We start from the raw sequence: 15879 nt of genomic DNA, 5'->3' as shown, positions 1-15879 counted from the left end.
ATTCGATACTATCGAATGATTAAAATAAGAATAACCAGTGACAAAAGGTCTTAAGATGCGCTTTAAAAAACTCGATCTAAACCTCTTGGTGGCGTTAGATACACTATTAACCGAACAGAGTATTACCAAAGGAGCAGAAAAGCTCAGCATGAGCCCTTCGGCTCTGAGCAATTCCTTATCTCGGCTAAGAGACTATTTTGAAGATGATTTGCTAACGCAAATAGGTCGCAGAATGATCATTACTCCCTTAGGAGAAAGCCTAAAAATCAGCGTTCGTAACGCATTAAATAACATCGAAAGCACGATCCTTGTACAACCCAGTTTTGATCCTCAAACAACAGATAGAATTTTTAGTATCTTTTGTTCAGACTATACCCAAACAGTACTTATTCCACATACCTTAGAAATAGTAGGCAAACAAAAAAGTACCGCTCGTTTTCAACTCCTAGCTCAAGAAGCAAACAACCCGCATGAGCAACTAGAACAAGGCAAAGCCGATTTACTGATCATTCCATCCGATTTTATGTCTACTGAACAGCCCAGTGATGTACTTTATGAAGAAGAGTTTGTTTGTGTTGTCTGGAAACACAGTAAGATTGCTCAGGGAGAATTAACCACAGAAAGATACGCAGCAGCAGGCCACGTACTAATGCGACCAGAGGCAACGAAAAAAGACTTTTTTGGCACCTCATTTGCACAAAAATACGGAATTAAACGACACGTCATTGCAACCACATTTAGCTTTGCTTCACTTCCCGCATTAGTAATAGGCTCAGAAAATATCGCCACAATTCACGCGAGATTAGCCACCAAAATGGCCAAAGTCTGGCCCCTTAAAATATTGCCTTTGCCTTTTGATATTCCAGCAATGAAGCAATGTGTTCAATGGCATCAATATAGAAATAATGATGAAGGTCTTATTTGGTTACGAAACATATTAAAGGAAGCTGCTATTAATATGGATTCAGAACAAATAAAATAATATGATTAGAACAATTCCTTAATCAATATTTTAGAAACTAGAGAACAAAACAGATAAATTGTTCTCTAGCATTAAAAACTCAGCCAAACAAGAGCATTCCGTCTATGATGTTTTCTTTATAACCTTTTGACTGATGATTCCGAACAAGTGAGGAATGTCTGCTGATATTGCCTCCATCCTTACCTGGTCACCAAATGACATATAAGCCGTTTTGGCGGCTCCTGTATCCAGTGTTTCCATGCCACGTCGCTCAGCAATACAGCTTGACCCAACTTCTCGATAGTTTTTATTGGATACCGTTCCAGACCCGATAATGGTACCTGCACAAAGATCCCTAGTCGCAGCGGCATGGGCAATTAAATCATGGAAACCGACGCCCATTTCACCACCAGATGCCCCACCAAAGCGTTTACCATTCCAATCAACCACTAAATCAAGGTGTACTCGTCCATCATGCCAAGCCACTCCTAACTCATCCGGCGTTAGCGCCACTGGGGCGACAGAACAAGCCGGTTTTGCCTGCACCCATCCGAAACCCGTTTTCATTTCGGGAATGGCAATCGTGCGCAGGGACCAATCATTAAGCAAGATAAGTAATTTAATATGCTTAAGCGCCTGCATTGCGCTAACGCCCATAGGAACATCATCTACAATAACCGCAAACTCGCCTTCGAAATCAATGCCATCCTCCTCTCTCATAAATGGAACATCCGCTGTTGCGCTTAAAAATTGATGTGACATTCCCTGATACATAAGCGGTTTGCTTAGTTGTTTAGGTTCAAAACCAAATGCTTGATCCATTAAATCACCATGGCTTTTGAAGGCCGAACCGTCTAACCATTGCCACGCTCTAGGTAAAGGCGCTAAGTAGCTTAATGAGGCTGTACTCATGCCTTTCCCATCTTTAAGTTCCGGATAAACAGCCTGTAATACAGGCTCATTCACAGACCAATTATCCAGTGCCATTTGCAATGTTGATATTTTTTCTGGTGCAGGCAGGTAAGATTGGCCATCGCAAGAAACAATCACCAATGCACCATCACGTGTACCGTTATCTATCGTTGCTAGCTTCATACGTTTATTCCTAAAAATACTGTCACTTCGAGCAGCTCAATCAGTTATCAATAATAGCAACAGCGCGAGTCCAACCCGCTGAGCCACCGCGCACTTTATGAGGAAAACAAACAACGGTATAACCAAAGGCTGGAAGGGCTTCGAGATTATGAAGCTTTTCCAAATGACAGTAGCCTATGTCCCTACCGGCTTTGTGCCCTTCCCAAATCAGCGAATTATCACCCGTTTCAGCGACGCGTTTGGCAGTATGGCTAAATGGTGCATCCCAAGACCAAGCATCTGTGCCCGTCACTCGCACACCACGTTCAAGTAAATACATCGTTGCTTCATAGCCCATACCACAACCAATATTGACAAAATCAGGATCGCCAACCGCACTACCCGCAGCGGTATTCACCAAAACAATGTCCATGGGTTGCAGCTCATAACCAATACGTTTCAGTTCCGCCTCGACGTCCGCTGCGGTCACGACATAGCCGTTTTCGAAGTGACGAAAATCCAACTTCACCCCAGGACGAAAGCACCAGTCTAATGGCACCTCGTCAATGGTAATCGCTCTTTCACCATTGTTCATAGTGGGATGAAAGTGCCAAGGAGCATCCAAATGTGTACCATTATGCGTGGTGAGCTTCACGGTCTCAGCCGCAGCAAATCCATGACCACCGGGAAACTCATCCGCCGCAACACCGGGGAAAAAGTGGTTCGCCTCTGGAACCGTTTCCTCGTGCGTCTGATATGTAATCTCTGGACGCATAAACGGCGGATCAGTGATCACATCGTTCTCAAGATAAATCGATAAATCAATAAATTGACGAGCCATCTCTTTCTTACCCCCGTTTGCCACCCAATGTTTTGGCGAACCAATCAGCAATATAATCGCAACCAAAACTCATATTATCTGCACCAACATGCTCGACCCCGCCTTCACGTTCCGTAAAGATTTTAAATTCACGATTTGGTGAGTTGATTAGCTGGTCATAGCTTTGGTAAGCGTAATCCAAATTAATTTGACGATCTTTTTCTCCATGAGTAACAAGGAACGGCACCTTAATTTTGTCCATCACACCATTAAGATTCATCCCTTCTGTTTTAACAAAGAAATCATCCATATCTTTTGCGCCAAACACCCACATGACATGCGCCCAATAATGTGGAACAGGGTTTTCACCCTCACGCTTTAAGCGTTTCTGCTGCACTTCTGCCCAGTTATGATTTGCTCCCCATACAGCACCAGCTGCGAACCTTGGTTCATAGGCGACAGCTCTAGGCGCATAATGACCACCTAAAGAAATCCCCGTCATACCAATACGAGATGCGTCTACATCGTCTTGTTGCTCTAACCAATCAACCGCTTTGGACGCCCAAACTTCACTGTTATAAACCGCAGGCAAACCGTAAGTGCGCAATGTTTCACCGGTACCAGGTTGATCAACGCAAAGCGTCGATATTCCTCGTTTGGCCAGAGACTGTGGTAAATTTGACCAATAGAGCATCTCTTTACAACTGTCCAAACCGTTACAATAAACGACTGTTGGATGAGGGCCCTCTCCTTCCGCTCGAACATACAACGCAGGCATAATACCGCCGTTATCAAGTGGCACTTCTACATACTCACAATTATCTTTGCTGAGCCTAATGCTTTTACGGAATGTCTCTTGCGCTTTATCCCAAGTCTCTTTTCGATTCGGATGTCCTTGACCTTGCATTCGCTCAGCCACCATTAAATACAGCGCCGCTCTCTTTAGCTTGGTACCAGCCGAAAAATAATTCCCTGCATCTTCATCTTCATCAGCAAGTCCAATCAGTTTATCCGCCATATTGACCCACTGAATCAGAAATTCTGCTGTCCCCGCATCTTCGCCATTTTCTGCGGCTTCGCGTAAAGGCTTACACATATCAATAACTTCACCAATTTTGGCTCCGCTTCCTAATGCAATAGAAACGGATAAATTCCAAACATAGTTTGGGAAATATTCAAATAACGCCATAAGCTATTCCTCTCATTTTTATAGTTTTTTTAAATAATATCCCATTCAGGAAAAACCAACATGATGACTTATTCTTTAGGCTGCAAGTTTGGTTAATCAAAAAAATCCAGAAACATTAAAAAATCAAAATCAAAATCAAAATCAAAATCAAAATCAAAATCAATTTTTTTATACGATGATGAAAGCTTTTATTAAAGCTAGAATATCAACTAATTTTTTATTTAATCATCATATCCCTATCAAATACGTGGGCTAAACTTACACCTGAAGATATTTCATAAGTAGTGACCATCAACATAAATAGCTAAGGTTAATAAACTACGCTTATGAATAATGAATTTTTTATTCTCCTATTAAAGTCACCCTAATATAAACCACTGTGATATCTCACAAAAATCCTTTAAACAGAATCGTTCATTCGATCTCATAGAAAGATGGACATAATAACGATTCGAATGATGACAACCATACTGTCTGTAAGAGATGAAAGGCTCATGTTGTAGAAGAGTTTTTCAGGAGCTTGTTGATGACCGAAAAAAAACGCTGTTTTTAGCCCCCTTGCGTTACGGGCATTCAGCGCCTGAGGCTTTATTATGAGGGTTACAAATCAAAGAGACACGGCTTATCCAGCTGTTTATACGAAAGGATTTTTCTCTAAAAACAACCGGATTTGTTTCATTGTAGATCACATCGTTGACAACTTTCGGGGACAGAAGTAAAGCGTTTTAGGCTCACTAAAGGTATAGACCCATGCCCCCTGTTGTCTTGCCATTAGACCACGACAAAGTTTTTTGGTTAGCTAGCAGAGAACTTCTCATAGTGCACCGTAGACTTGGACATATCTCTATCATCCAGCCACCCTTTAACGGCGTCCACCATAGGCGGAGGCCCACAAAGGTAGAGATCAACCTCACCATCGTTGAAATAACGATCCTCAAACAGATCGGTTACTACGCCTACTGGCCCTTCCCAATCAGCCGCTTCTTTCATCACTATGCTGTATGATTGGAAGTTCGGCAGCTTTTCAGCAACTTTCTGAATACGTTCAATCTCACACAAATCGGCTACCTGAGTGACGCCGTAAAACAGGGTAATTGGCTGCTCACAACGGTCAGGGTTTTCAACCAATTGGTCGAGCATACCGAGAAATGCTGCCAATCCCGTTCCACCAGCGACAAAGATAAGCGGACGCTTGATTTGATGAAGATAGAATGCCCCTAGAGGCGCCTTCAGTGTTATCCGATCACCAGGTTTTGCTCTGTCGCGCAAATAATCACTCATGACACCCTGCGGCAACAAACGGATCAGAAACTGCAATTGATTCGTCTCATTTGGTGCACAGGCAAACGAGTATGAGCGCCACTCATCGGTTCCAGGCACATTCACATGGGCATATTGACCCGGCAAAAAGTCCAGTTGAGTCCGGCGGGCTTTTGCATCGATGTAAACCACCGCCGCCGACTCTGAAACGAGATCTACTTTAGTAATCTCCGCTTCTAGCGCTTCAGGACCAGAGCTGGTACAGAGTGTTGATTCAAAATCAAACTCGATAGCGCAATCGGATGCCACTCGCATTTGACAGGTTAGCACGCTGCCCTGCTCAAGTTCTGACTCACTCAGAGCATCCTCATCGACATATTCAAGTTGGTAATCCCCGGAGCGACACAAGCCTTTACAGGTAGCACATACCCCTTCATGACAATCCACAGGAATAGTAATGCCCTGACGCAGGGCCGCATCCAGAACGGTTTCCCCAGGATTAACACCGATAAATTTGGTTCGCCCATCACTGAAATTTAAAGCAACTTTATTCATAAAACACCTCAAAGAATCTTCGTCTGATAAAAGGCCGGAATTGACGACTTACCGTCCTCGGCAGAGCCCCAAAAGGGAATGAAAGAGGGCTCTGCGCTGAACTAAAGATCGCCAAACCGACCAGATAGCCAATCAGACGTGATAAAAATCCAGCACATGACGAATCTTATCGTTCAATAAAATCGCTTGTTTGCGCTGAACAATCCAACTGCCATCTTCTGCACGAAGCGTGTATTCCACCCGTCCAAAGAAAGACTCAGACTCGCCGAAGCGATAAAAGTGCGTCACCCAGTTGGCCTTCACTTTCCAAGTACCATCCGCTTGCTCTTCACCCTGAACATTATTCACAGAATGCATGGTTCGAGGCATTGGGGTACAGGCTGCCGATTTGCCAGTACGGATACGGAATACCCGATCCTCAAGACCCGCTCGAGAAGCATAATAAATAAGCGACATCTCCCGTTTAGGATCCGTGGTATGAACATGCTCCGAATCCCACTGGGGAATATGAAATTCGGCATTTTCATCAAATGTGGCCAGATACTCATCCCATTGCTGACGATCACAATACTCGGCCTGTTTGTACAGGAATTGTTCAATACTCTGCAATGCAGCGGCTTTTTTCTCGGTCATCATCATTTTTCCTCCTGCTGCTGTAATTGACGGTCCAATCCCTGCAATAGATAACGCTGCCAGGTAGAGTGCTGATTGACATAAAGGCCTTCATGGGTGAACTCGGTGCCTGTCATCGCTGGACGAATCCCCAAAGCCTCAGTATTGTCAGTAGGCTCAGTGGTCCATTTTTCACAGCCACGGGAAATTTCATTCCAACGCTCTAAACGGGCTTCAAAGCCTTTCTGCGCTTCGCGGAATTCCACCAGATCATCAGGCGTTCCCATACCAGATACGTTAAAGAAATCTTCAAACTGACGAATGCGGTTTTCCCGATCATCATCCGATTCGCCTTTAACCCCCAGACAAAAGCTATGTACCTCTGTCTTATTCCAAGCAACCGGACGAACAACACGCAGTTGAGAACTGATTTGGTCCATAAAGAATAAACTAGGGTAGATATTAAGGTTGCGTAAACGATGCATCATCCATTGCGCGCGCTGTTCACCGTACTCTTCAATCAGTCTAGGCATGACTGAAGCGTAGCCCGGACGAACTTCTGGATTGGGCATATCGCTGAACAGAATCGTATGGCCGTTATTAAACGCAAACCAACCATCGTCTGTATCCTTATCGCCTGCACCAAGCTTACTGTAATCGAGTACTTTTTTGCCGCCCTGCTCTTTTTCCACTTCTAATTGCTGACGATGCTGAACCGTCGCGACGTAGTTGTAGTGCACGGTACTGACGTGATATCCATCAAGGCCATTTTCATTCTGTAATTTCCAGTTACCATCAAAGGTATAAGAGGAAGAGCCTGGCAACACTTCCAGCTCTCCGTTCTCTGACTGGGCCACCATCATGTCGAAACCAATACGGGCATCGCCAAGGAAATCCTCGAGAGATTCTGTGCACTCGGTGTTAAGGTTGATAAACACAAACCCTTTATAAGAACTGATCAAAGCCTTACGTAACCCTCGGGTGGATTTATCAAAGTCATCGGAATATTCACTGGGTGCTTTTACCTTCACCAGCCGACCATCGGTTTTATAGCACCACGCATGGAAGGGACAGGTAAAAGTAGACTGATTACCGCGACATACCCGTGTTAGAGTTGCCCCACGATGCTGGCAGGCATTAATCAATGCATTCAGTTCACCTTTACCATCGCGGGTGATGATCATCGCTTGACGACCCGCCTGCATGGTAAAAAAGTCATGCGGATTAGCTATCTGACTCTCATGGCAGGCGTAGATCCAAGTATTCTCAAAGATTAGATCCATTTCTATATCGAAAAGATCACGATCGGTAAACATCTCGCGAGCCACTCGGTATACATTTTCTTCAGGACGGAAATCGGTGCAATTTTCAACCTTATCGCGCCACTCAATCAGTGTTTCCCTAGAGTTAGTATTCATTGATTCAATCTCCTGACTCATCTAATTGATTAAAATTTCACAATCGTTTTTATCCACAAGGCATCACCCTCTGGGCGGTTTTTAACAGACATTTCTTTTTGATACTTAGCGGATAAAAAGAAGCCATTGCCATTATCGTATTTAATCGCAGGGCCTATCGCGAACGCTTGGCCTTTATTACCGATATCCGAACCATTCTTTTCATCTCCAGTTAACTGCTTATAGGCATAGCCGCCAACCCCAATAATCCAGTGCTGCGCTACGCCGTAGCCCAGTGAATAATCGGCATGCAACTCTTGTCCAGATTTATAATTGGTCGCATCATTTTTGAAGTTGTAGTCATACATCACTTTTACTCCCCAATTGATTCCAGCAGGATCAATTTTGGAAGCCGCGTAAACCCCTTCAACCGTCCAATAATTACGCCCCGGATTGGCAAGTCGTGATGAGCGATATTCACCCGTTGGCGCAAAAACATCGACGCCAACGGCAGAATGCAGCTGAGGGCTATGATGAAAAGCCAGCCCGGTAGTTAGATCTAAATCACCGATACCCGACTCCTTATCACGCTTCCCCTGCATAGAGACATCCAGCTTAACTAGAGGCAACAAACCAGCGAAAAACAGCTGACCACCAAGCATTTTTTTGTCTGTTACATACAGCAGTCTCGGTGCCACAACATCGGCTTTCAGTTTGAAATTGATCGGCAGGCTTTTACCATTATTCCCCTTAAAATCATCCGCCTTATAGTGCTCAGCATAAATCAGTGGATAGACACCTGGTGGTGGCAGCGCCCCCACCAATAGATCTGTTGCCCCCATCGGGTAGTTCGACCCTCCTCCCTCAGTTGCCTGAGCATTAGTGGCGACCAGAGATCCCAAGATCAGGCATCCCGTAAAATAGTTAACTGTTCGTTTCATAAGTCTTGTTCCTTTATTGATATTATCTGAGCCCAGTCATAGCCGGACTCAATGACATAGATTTCGGCCTAAGAACTACTTAAATCTCCCTCGATAGAACACTAGAGGCTCACCTTCCTCGACTCGGTCAAAATCCAGCACACGTCCCACTATCAGCAGGTGGTCACCAGACACACGAGTAAACTCAACCTGACACTGCAAAGTGGCTAGCGCCTCTTCTAATAGCGGTACCCCTGTTGGACTCAAGCAATACTGAACACCCGCAAATTTATCTTCACTGCGAGTCGCCATCTGCATCGCCAGCCCTTCTTGGCTTTGACTGAGGATATTGACATTGAAATATTTTCCCTCATCAAACGCCGACACATTGGGTGAGGTCAGCACTAGACTCCACAGAATCTGAGCGGGATCTAAGGAAAGCGATGAGAAAGAGTTCGCGGTAATCCCAACCAACTGTCCGTTCTCTCCAAGAGCAGTAATAGCAGTCACTCCGGTGGCAAACATGCCAAAGGTGTTGCGTAGTTCTCGGGTATCAATCAACGGCACCTCAACAGCAGGTGTGGAATTTATCGTCTGTACATTAGATGTGTTCATCTCAGGCCTCCTTTTTAAAATATTCACCAACGACTTGATTACAGGCGTCTGCATTAGTCCACCAGGGCATTAAATCCACTGGGTTGTTAAAACCGTTGGCAATAGTTTTTGCGAGTTCAGGAGATTGTTGTGCAGCCCCCAACAGGTTTAGGGTGTGTTCCTTTGGCGGCAGTAATATGCTGTTAGTCCAACCCACCACATCTTCTGCATAAGTCCAATACGCTTCAAAAGTTGCTTCCATCCATGCTTCATCGTATGCCTGATCGCCACGGGCAATAATGGAATCCAGGTAAATTTTGCTGCACTTAGCACCGTTATTGGATCCTTGACCTGTAATCGGGTCGTTGACCACAAGAGCATCGGCCATCCCCAATACTTTCCGTCCAGAAGGCAAGGTCATGACAGGTTTACGTACTGTTGGTGGGAAGCGACCTGACAGCACCCCTTTGTCATCGGTAAGCTGAATATTCTTACAGCGTTCCGCTTCCCACGGACAGAAGGAGTTAAGAATTTCAACGCTGCGTGCTAAATGCTGTTCCGGGGTTTCAACATCACCCCAGCAATCCATCGGACCACCCGGAACACCTTCAAAGACCATGATGTCACAGGGACCACTTAGCGTTAGAGCAGGGAAACAGAAGTATTCGCCAACGCCCGGAATCAGATTGAACGCTACCCGTGAGAACGGTTTTTTAGGCTCCATACCATGAACATAAGTAAGTGCTAGAGCTCGTTGTGGTTTATCAAACACTGAACGTTCGGCATCTCGCTCAAACTGACGAACAATCTCGCCCTTACCTGCTGCCAGCAACACTAGGTCATGAGAAGCGGCTAGCTCTTCAAGTTCTTCAATGCCAGCATCTTTAAAAACCAGCTCGCCACCCAAGCGGACAAACTCATCCATCCATACAGGCATCTTTAGCCGTTGATCCACTGACTGGGCTTTGTGATCGATTGGCGCCGCCCAATCAATTAATTTTTCGCCGGGGATCTCTGGGTTAGGAACGGTCAAACCGATTCCTTCAACTGGCGGACAGTCATTTTCCCAAAAGTTAAGACCTAACTCTCTTTCCGTGTTCAGAGCCATATCAAACATACATTGGCTGGAAGTGACTCGACCGGATCGAATATCATCCTGTGTTCGGTTCGATAACATCGTTACCTTATAACCTTGTTTTAAAAGGCCAATACCCGTTTGTAGGCCAGACTGACCCGCGCCAATAATTGCAATATTACGTGACATAACATTTACTCCAGATTTTTAGTGGTGATTTCAGACTTATTCAGCGAGCTTGGGGATTGCAGGGGTTCGCTGTTCAGGACCAATAGCGGAATAACCTCCATCAGCGGCATAATCAGCGGCGGTCACAAAACTTGCCTGCGGAGAACAGAGAAACAGCACGACTTCAGCTACCTCTCGGGGGTCACCTAAGCGCCCCAACATATGAAAATCAGCCGCGACCTGATCCGCTTTAGCTCGATTGCCGCCGCTGACTTCATTAATCACTCTGGACCAAGTCCAGCCCGGAGACACCGAGTTCACACGAATGCCATCTTCAGCAAAATCCATTGCCATGCTACGGGTCAAATGGCGAATCGCCGCTTTGCTAACGGGATATAACCAGCGGCCAGTTTGAGCAACATGAGATGAGATGCTGCTAAAGTTGACAATGGCACCACCTCCCCGTTTCATCATCAGTGGGCGTGCAATGTTGGCTGCCATCACAGCACTGACAACATTAATATTCAGTGCCGTTAGCCAATCTGCCCGAGAAGAAGCCTGACCTTCATCTAGATAGCTACAAGCTAAATTGATTAAATAGTCGACTCCTCCGAAGCGGCTTTCAGCACTGTGTATAGCGGCGTTTAATTGCTCGTCGTCGGTGATATCTGCCTCAACAAACTGCGCTTTTGCTCCAAGGCGTTCCGCTAAAGCGACACCCGCCTCAGTATCAATATCGATCACGGTGACACTTGCTCCCGCTTCGACAAACACCTCTGCCACAGCAGCTCCGATCAAGGTTGCACCACCAGTGACAATGACACTACGGTCGTTAAATTGGCTCATTTTGCACCTCCTTGATCCAGACCTTCACTGTCGGGCCAGTTCGGCATTAATGTATTGGAAGGAAGTGTTTCATCGAGTAATTTTGCTGCAGATTCCTGCCCTGCGACTGGTAAGCCTTGTGGATCGAGCTTGCCTATCTGCACCAATACAGAGGCCTGATCCCAGTAAATATGTTCGTGATAAAGTTTATCGCCACGGAATTTAACGATCGCCACCAGCGGCACTTCAACGTATTTACCAGTTGGTTCAATACCTGGCAGCATCCAGTCAATGACCCTGTCATGGGTAAAAGTGAAAAGTAATTCGTCAACAATCTGAGTGGCACCAATGGTACGAGAGATAGGAATAAGCGTCGTATCTGCAGGATTTACGTCAACAAAATGGTTTTTGTAGAAGCGGTGGAGATTTTTGTAACCCACACCTCCTGTCATATTGGGGATATGGTTGACGTAAGGTTCTGCCACCATGGTTGCCATGGTATCGTCCACGTTACGAGTACTGAATTCATACTCACAGTGTTTATCCCATAAATAGGACAAATCATAATCTGGACCCATCTCTTTTCGAAAGGCGGTAACGGAACGCTGGTGAGCCATCAGAGCTGAAGGCTTGTGGTAATGTTCCCCTCCTTCACGAGCAAAAGCATGGTCAACACCTTGGTAGGTATAAAGCTCCACATGCTCCTGATCATCCAGCGCTTTATAGATTTCATTACGCGCTACATCGGGGCAATACTCATCATTACTGGCAAAATGCAAAACCAATCTGCCATCAATATTTACCGCTTCATCTAGATGCTTTTCAATGTCCATGCCGTAATAACCGACCGCGACATCAACGTCACATCGACAGGCGGTTAGGTAGGACAAGCGTGCACCAAGACAGAAACCTAATGCACCGACTTTGCCATTACATTCTGGCAACCCTTTCAAAACACGGATCGCCGCATCAATATCTTCGACCCCCAGATCCTGATCAAAGCCCTGATAAAAACCAAAAGCCTTTTCCCATTCTGCTGGACTGTATTCAAGCTCTACACCGGGCTCCTGACGCCAAAAAAGATCGGGAGCTAATACTACGTATCCCTCCTCGGCATAGTAATCCGCCACCTCTCGCATTGTTTTATTGATACCAAATATTTCTTGCAATAGGACAATGCCTGGCCCCTCGCCCGAAGCGGGTATCGCCAGGTAGCCTTTAAAAGCGCCACTGCCATCTTTTGCTTGGATATCTATCATTTTTCCCATCGTACGCCTCCTGAAAGTTATGCTTTGCTCAAGTCACTATTTATCCTTGAGTATCAGGCTGGCAATTACGCTCCGAAAAATGCGACAACTATCCAAAAAGCGCAAAAAGATGACAAAAATCAATAATTCATGTGACGGTTTACACCTTGTAAACATTGGCTATCCGTCTAGTGCACAGACTATCCATTTAGTGCAACTTATTAGTGAATAAGCACAATTTATACAAAAATACGGTGTGACCTCTCTGTATTTAAATTCACAAATCTGTATATTTAAATTCATAAATATGCAACACATAAAAGATCACTTATTGAGAAAAAACGAGGTAAAGGTTGATGTCTTCTGATATAGCATTGTCTCGCTTGTTACAAAATGTACTAAAAAGTGATTCTGAGCGACTAATATTCAGCTCAGGTACACTAGAACAAGTCAGGGATGAAGTATCAGAGGTTTATAAACCTCACCACTTAGATCTTAAAGAGAAAGGATCAGAGCTGGATACTCGTATGCACTCTGTTGCGCTAGGAAATGTCTACTTTAATCGACTCAAATATGGTGCCGATGTCATTATCGATCCAGGCTGTCTAGAGCAGTTTTATTTGATTCAAATGCCCGTCGCTGGTCAGGCTAAGATATACAGTGGCGAGAACGCTATTTATACAAATAAAGACATCGCATCAGTGCTTAATCCTTCAGACCCACTCACCATGGACTGGAGCAAAGATTGCGATCAACTGATGTTTAAGATCGATAAACAGTCGCTGGAATTAGTCTGCAGTCAGGTTCTTGGTCGCTCACTTAGAGAGCCCTTACGATTCAAACCAGATATGCATTGGTATCAAAACCCTGTCTGGCGCAACATGATGATCTATTTAGCACATCTACTGCACGATCTACCATCGGTTACAACACAATCCACCATTTCCCATCAACTTGAACAACTTATTATCAACACCCTTCTGTCTATTCATCCCCACAACTATACGGATGCCCTCAATGAGCCTGTTCGTACACTAGCACCAAGACATGTTAAAAAGGTAGAAGAGTACATTGAAGCTCATGCAGATGAAGCGCTATCACCAGCCAAACTCGCTAATATAGCAGGCGTTAGTGTACGTACACTGTATGCGGGCTTTAAGGATTTTCGTCACATTAGCCCCATGGAATATCTACGCACCGTTCGATTACAAAGAGCAAGAGAAGACTTACTAAAACAAAACCCAAATATATCGATTACTGATATTGCCATCCGCTGGGGCTTTACTCATATGGGTCGTTTTAGCCAAGAATATGCACGACTATTCGGTGAGCGTCCAAGTGATACGAAACGAAGGTAACCAACAAGTTTCAAACTATAAAGCACGCTTTATACCTACATTTGACCTAGTAATTAGTTCAAAAAACTAAGATTTCATTGAAAATTAACATGAAGTGGTTGGGTACTTTATGAATCAAGAAAAAGACACTCACTCTAATACAAAAAACACCTTACCGAAGGGATTTAAATTACTATGGTTTGCTAGCTGCCTAATGCCACCCGCTGTTTGGTTAACCTTATCGGTACTTTCTGGAGCATTGAGTTTAGAAGACGTTGCAACATTAATGATGAGTGCAAGCCTCAATATCATTGTGGCCGCTTATTTATTAATAGCCTATTTATTGCTTCGCAAAGGACAGCAGGCACTATCAGAATCAATGACCAGTAAACAACGTCATTTCTGGGTCGGTTACATACTCAGGCTTTTGTTCATCTTACATATTGTGGCTCCTGCAATCGGTACTTCGCTGGCTCCTTGGCTGGAACTATCGGCAACACATTCAACAATGCAGTTACTTGTCATTTGGATCATGGGACTTTTATCCGTACCTGCTACAACCGTTCCTTTTATGACAGTGTTAAATGCAAAATGGGAAGCCCATTGTAATGATATTCCTATTAAAGCGACTCGTTCCTTTCAGCTAGGTGAAAAGTTTATTTTTGCTAGCTCACCGATTGTGGCGGGTATGATATTACCTTTAGCGACAGTGGTGATGGTTACTTCTGAAAGCAATATACTGGGGACAATCGGGGTAGATGTATTAAAACGAGCTATTCCAGTCTTATTCATTACCTCCTCGGTTGCTGTATTATCCATTTATCTGATGATTCGTACTTTCCGTAAAGAGCTAAGTGTTCTTAAAGAGTCTGTGGCAGCTATGTCTAATGGCGATTTAAGTTACGCCTCTCCTCCGAGTAGTCGTGATGAAGTGGGACTGATCATGGAACATTTTGGAGAGAGTTGTCATCGACTACGTAACTTGCTTAACAAAGTGATTGATAATGTTCACGCAACGAAAGACGCCAGCTCTAACATTAGTACGCTTATAGAAAATGTAAGAAACGCTGGACAGCAACAAATCGGCAGGTCTGAACAAACGTCAGTAGCGACCGAAGAGCTAACATCGCAATTTCAACATATCAGAGACAACTCCCAGTCGGTTCTGAGTAACTACCAACATGTACAACAGCAAACCAAACATGTCAGTAAAGAAATGGATACCTGCGTGGAATCATTTAAGCAGCTTGGGGAGATCTTACAAAATAACCAAGAGACGATGAAATCTCTTAATACACAAGGGAGTAGTGTTAAAGGAATTGTAGAAACGATTAATGCAATCGCTGAACAAACTAACTTGCTTGCTTTAAATGCGGCAATTGAAGCCGCTCGTGCTGGCGAGCAAGGTCGAGGATTCGCTGTGGTTGCTGATGAGGTAAGGCATTTAGCTAAACGCACGGCAGAGTCTACCCACGAAATAGAATCCCAACTGAGTACCTTATTAGGCAGTATCGTTGACGCTGTTAAAGCAAGTGAAGAAGGCCATATAATACTGGAGAAAACAGCTAAGGAGATCGGCAACTCTGGTCATTTGATGCTAGACATTGAAAAGTCTTCGAGCACAGTCTTAGACGCTATTGAACAAATTACTCAAACACTAAATGAACAAGCACAAGCAGTATCATCTATCGCAGAGGTTACCGTCGAATCCAGTAATGATGTGAAACACAGCAATGAAAAACTCGATCTAAGCGAGAAAGCGACGCAAAATTTAAATAGACTCTGTGAAGAGCTAAATCAACAGGTTGAGATATTTAAACTTGCTTAAAGTGTACCAGCTAAGAC

Annotated in this window: 14 protein-coding genes; 3 read left to right on the top strand and 11 right to left on the bottom strand. The window is 44.5% G+C overall.

The genetic code is table 11. The features are described 5' to 3' along the window. Positions 1-37: 37 nt before the first annotated feature. Positions 38-982, top strand: a complete 945-nt coding sequence (locus JHD45_RS16800) for a LysR substrate-binding domain-containing protein (RefSeq protein WP_325097330.1) — start codon at positions 38-40, stop codon at positions 980-982. 102 nt (positions 983-1084) lie between these two features. Here the strand turns inward: JHD45_RS16800 and JHD45_RS16795 are convergent, their stop codons facing one another. The 11 genes from JHD45_RS16795 to JHD45_RS16745 form a co-directional block, all read right to left on the bottom strand. Next, positions 1085-2056: a fumarylacetoacetate hydrolase family protein gene (locus JHD45_RS16795; protein WP_199477652.1), complete on the bottom strand. Its 972-nt coding sequence runs from the start codon at positions 2054-2056 to the stop codon at positions 1085-1087. A gap of 40 nt (positions 2057-2096) precedes the next feature. Further along, a complete protein-coding gene (locus JHD45_RS16790; RefSeq protein ID WP_199477651.1) occupies positions 2097-2876 on the bottom strand; it encodes a cyclase family protein in 780 nt (259 codons plus the stop codon). 7 nt (positions 2877-2883) lie between these two features. Then, complete coding sequence (locus tag JHD45_RS16785) at positions 2884-4044, bottom strand: alpha/beta hydrolase family protein (protein ID WP_199477650.1); 1161 nt, start codon at positions 4042-4044, stop codon at positions 2884-2886. Positions 4045-4839: 795 nt separating this feature from the next. Beyond that, the gene (gene antC / locus JHD45_RS16780; protein ID WP_199477649.1) at positions 4840-5859 is read right to left on the bottom strand and encodes an anthranilate 1,2-dioxygenase electron transfer component AntC; all 1020 of its coding nucleotides are present in this window, start codon (positions 5857-5859) and stop codon (positions 4840-4842) included. Positions 5860-5991: 132 nt separating this feature from the next. Further along, positions 5992-6498: an anthranilate 1,2-dioxygenase small subunit gene (antB, locus tag JHD45_RS16775; RefSeq protein ID WP_233407888.1), complete on the bottom strand. Its 507-nt coding sequence runs from the start codon at positions 6496-6498 to the stop codon at positions 5992-5994. Continuing rightward, a complete protein-coding gene (antA, locus tag JHD45_RS16770; RefSeq protein WP_199477648.1) occupies positions 6495-7889 on the bottom strand; it encodes an anthranilate 1,2-dioxygenase large subunit in 1395 nt (464 codons plus the stop codon). Before antA ends, antB begins: the two co-directional genes overlap by 4 nt. A gap of 29 nt (positions 7890-7918) precedes the next feature. Next, positions 7919-8809, bottom strand: coding sequence for a SphA family protein (locus JHD45_RS16765; RefSeq protein ID WP_199477647.1), 891 nt, complete (start codon positions 8807-8809; stop codon positions 7919-7921). Positions 8810-8884: 75 nt separating this feature from the next. After that, positions 8885-9403 carry a flavin reductase family protein gene (locus JHD45_RS16760; RefSeq protein WP_199477646.1) on the bottom strand — a complete coding sequence of 173 codons (519 nt, stop codon included), beginning with the start codon at positions 9401-9403 and terminating at the stop codon, positions 8885-8887. A 1-nt stretch (position 9404) separates the two neighbouring features. Next, positions 9405-10646 (bottom strand): styrene monooxygenase/indole monooxygenase family protein, encoded by a 1242-nt coding sequence (locus JHD45_RS16755; protein WP_199477645.1) that lies wholly within the window; start codon positions 10644-10646, stop codon positions 9405-9407. Between the two features lie 36 nt (positions 10647-10682). Continuing rightward, positions 10683-11471 (bottom strand): SDR family oxidoreductase, encoded by a 789-nt coding sequence (locus tag JHD45_RS16750; protein WP_199477644.1) that lies wholly within the window; start codon positions 11469-11471, stop codon positions 10683-10685. Next, positions 11468-12718, bottom strand: a complete 1251-nt coding sequence (locus JHD45_RS16745) for a dienelactone hydrolase family protein (protein WP_199477643.1) — start codon at positions 12716-12718, stop codon at positions 11468-11470. Before JHD45_RS16745 ends, JHD45_RS16750 begins: the two co-directional genes overlap by 4 nt. A gap of 335 nt (positions 12719-13053) precedes the next feature. Here JHD45_RS16745 and JHD45_RS16740 point away from each other — a divergent pair, with 335 nt between their 5' ends. Continuing rightward, positions 13054-14055 carry an AraC family transcriptional regulator gene (locus JHD45_RS16740; protein WP_199477642.1) on the top strand — a complete coding sequence of 334 codons (1002 nt, stop codon included), beginning with the start codon at positions 13054-13056 and terminating at the stop codon, positions 14053-14055. A 109-nt stretch (positions 14056-14164) separates the two neighbouring features. Next, a complete protein-coding gene (locus JHD45_RS16735; protein WP_199477641.1) occupies positions 14165-15862 on the top strand; it encodes a methyl-accepting chemotaxis protein in 1698 nt (565 codons plus the stop codon). The last annotated feature ends 17 nt before the right edge of the window (positions 15863-15879 follow it).

This window comes from Marinomonas spartinae (assembly GCF_016461715.1).
Lineage (GTDB): Bacteria > Pseudomonadota > Gammaproteobacteria > Pseudomonadales > Marinomonadaceae > Marinomonas > Marinomonas spartinae_A.
Note: the sequence above shows the minus strand (reverse complement) of the source record. Positions and strands in the feature narration are given on the sequence as shown.

Bases quoted from the DNA above. Each gene is read 5' to 3' on its own strand.
- JHD45_RS16790 (WP_199477651.1), bottom strand. From the start codon at position 2,876: ATGGCTCGTCAATTTATTGATTTATCGATTTATCTTGAGAACGATGTG.
- JHD45_RS16755 (WP_199477645.1), bottom strand. From the start codon at position 10,646: ATGTCACGTAATATTGCAATTATTGGCGCGGGTCAGTCTGGCCTACAA.
- JHD45_RS16735 (WP_199477641.1), top strand. From the start codon at position 14,165: ATGAATCAAGAAAAAGACACTCACTCTAATACAAAAAACACCTTACCG.
- JHD45_RS16745 (WP_199477643.1), bottom strand. From the start codon at position 12,718: ATGGGAAAAATGATAGATATCCAAGCAAAAGATGGCAGTGGCGCTTTT.
- JHD45_RS16795 (WP_199477652.1), bottom strand. From the start codon at position 2,056: ATGAAGCTAGCAACGATAGATAACGGTACACGTGATGGTGCATTGGTG.
- JHD45_RS16760 (WP_199477646.1), bottom strand. From the start codon at position 9,403: ATGAACACATCTAATGTACAGACGATAAATTCCACACCTGCTGTTGAG.
- antB (WP_233407888.1), bottom strand. From the start codon at position 6,498: ATGATGATGACCGAGAAAAAAGCCGCTGCATTGCAGAGTATTGAACAA.
- JHD45_RS16740 (WP_199477642.1), top strand. From the start codon at position 13,054: ATGTCTTCTGATATAGCATTGTCTCGCTTGTTACAAAATGTACTAAAA.
- antA (WP_199477648.1), bottom strand. From the start codon at position 7,889: ATGAATACTAACTCTAGGGAAACACTGATTGAGTGGCGCGATAAGGTT.
- JHD45_RS16750 (WP_199477644.1), bottom strand. From the start codon at position 11,471: ATGAGCCAATTTAACGACCGTAGTGTCATTGTCACTGGTGGTGCAACC.
- JHD45_RS16765 (WP_199477647.1), bottom strand. From the start codon at position 8,809: ATGAAACGAACAGTTAACTATTTTACGGGATGCCTGATCTTGGGATCT.
- JHD45_RS16785 (WP_199477650.1), bottom strand. From the start codon at position 4,044: ATGGCGTTATTTGAATATTTCCCAAACTATGTTTGGAATTTATCCGTT.
- antC (WP_199477649.1), bottom strand. From the start codon at position 5,859: ATGAATAAAGTTGCTTTAAATTTCAGTGATGGGCGAACCAAATTTATC.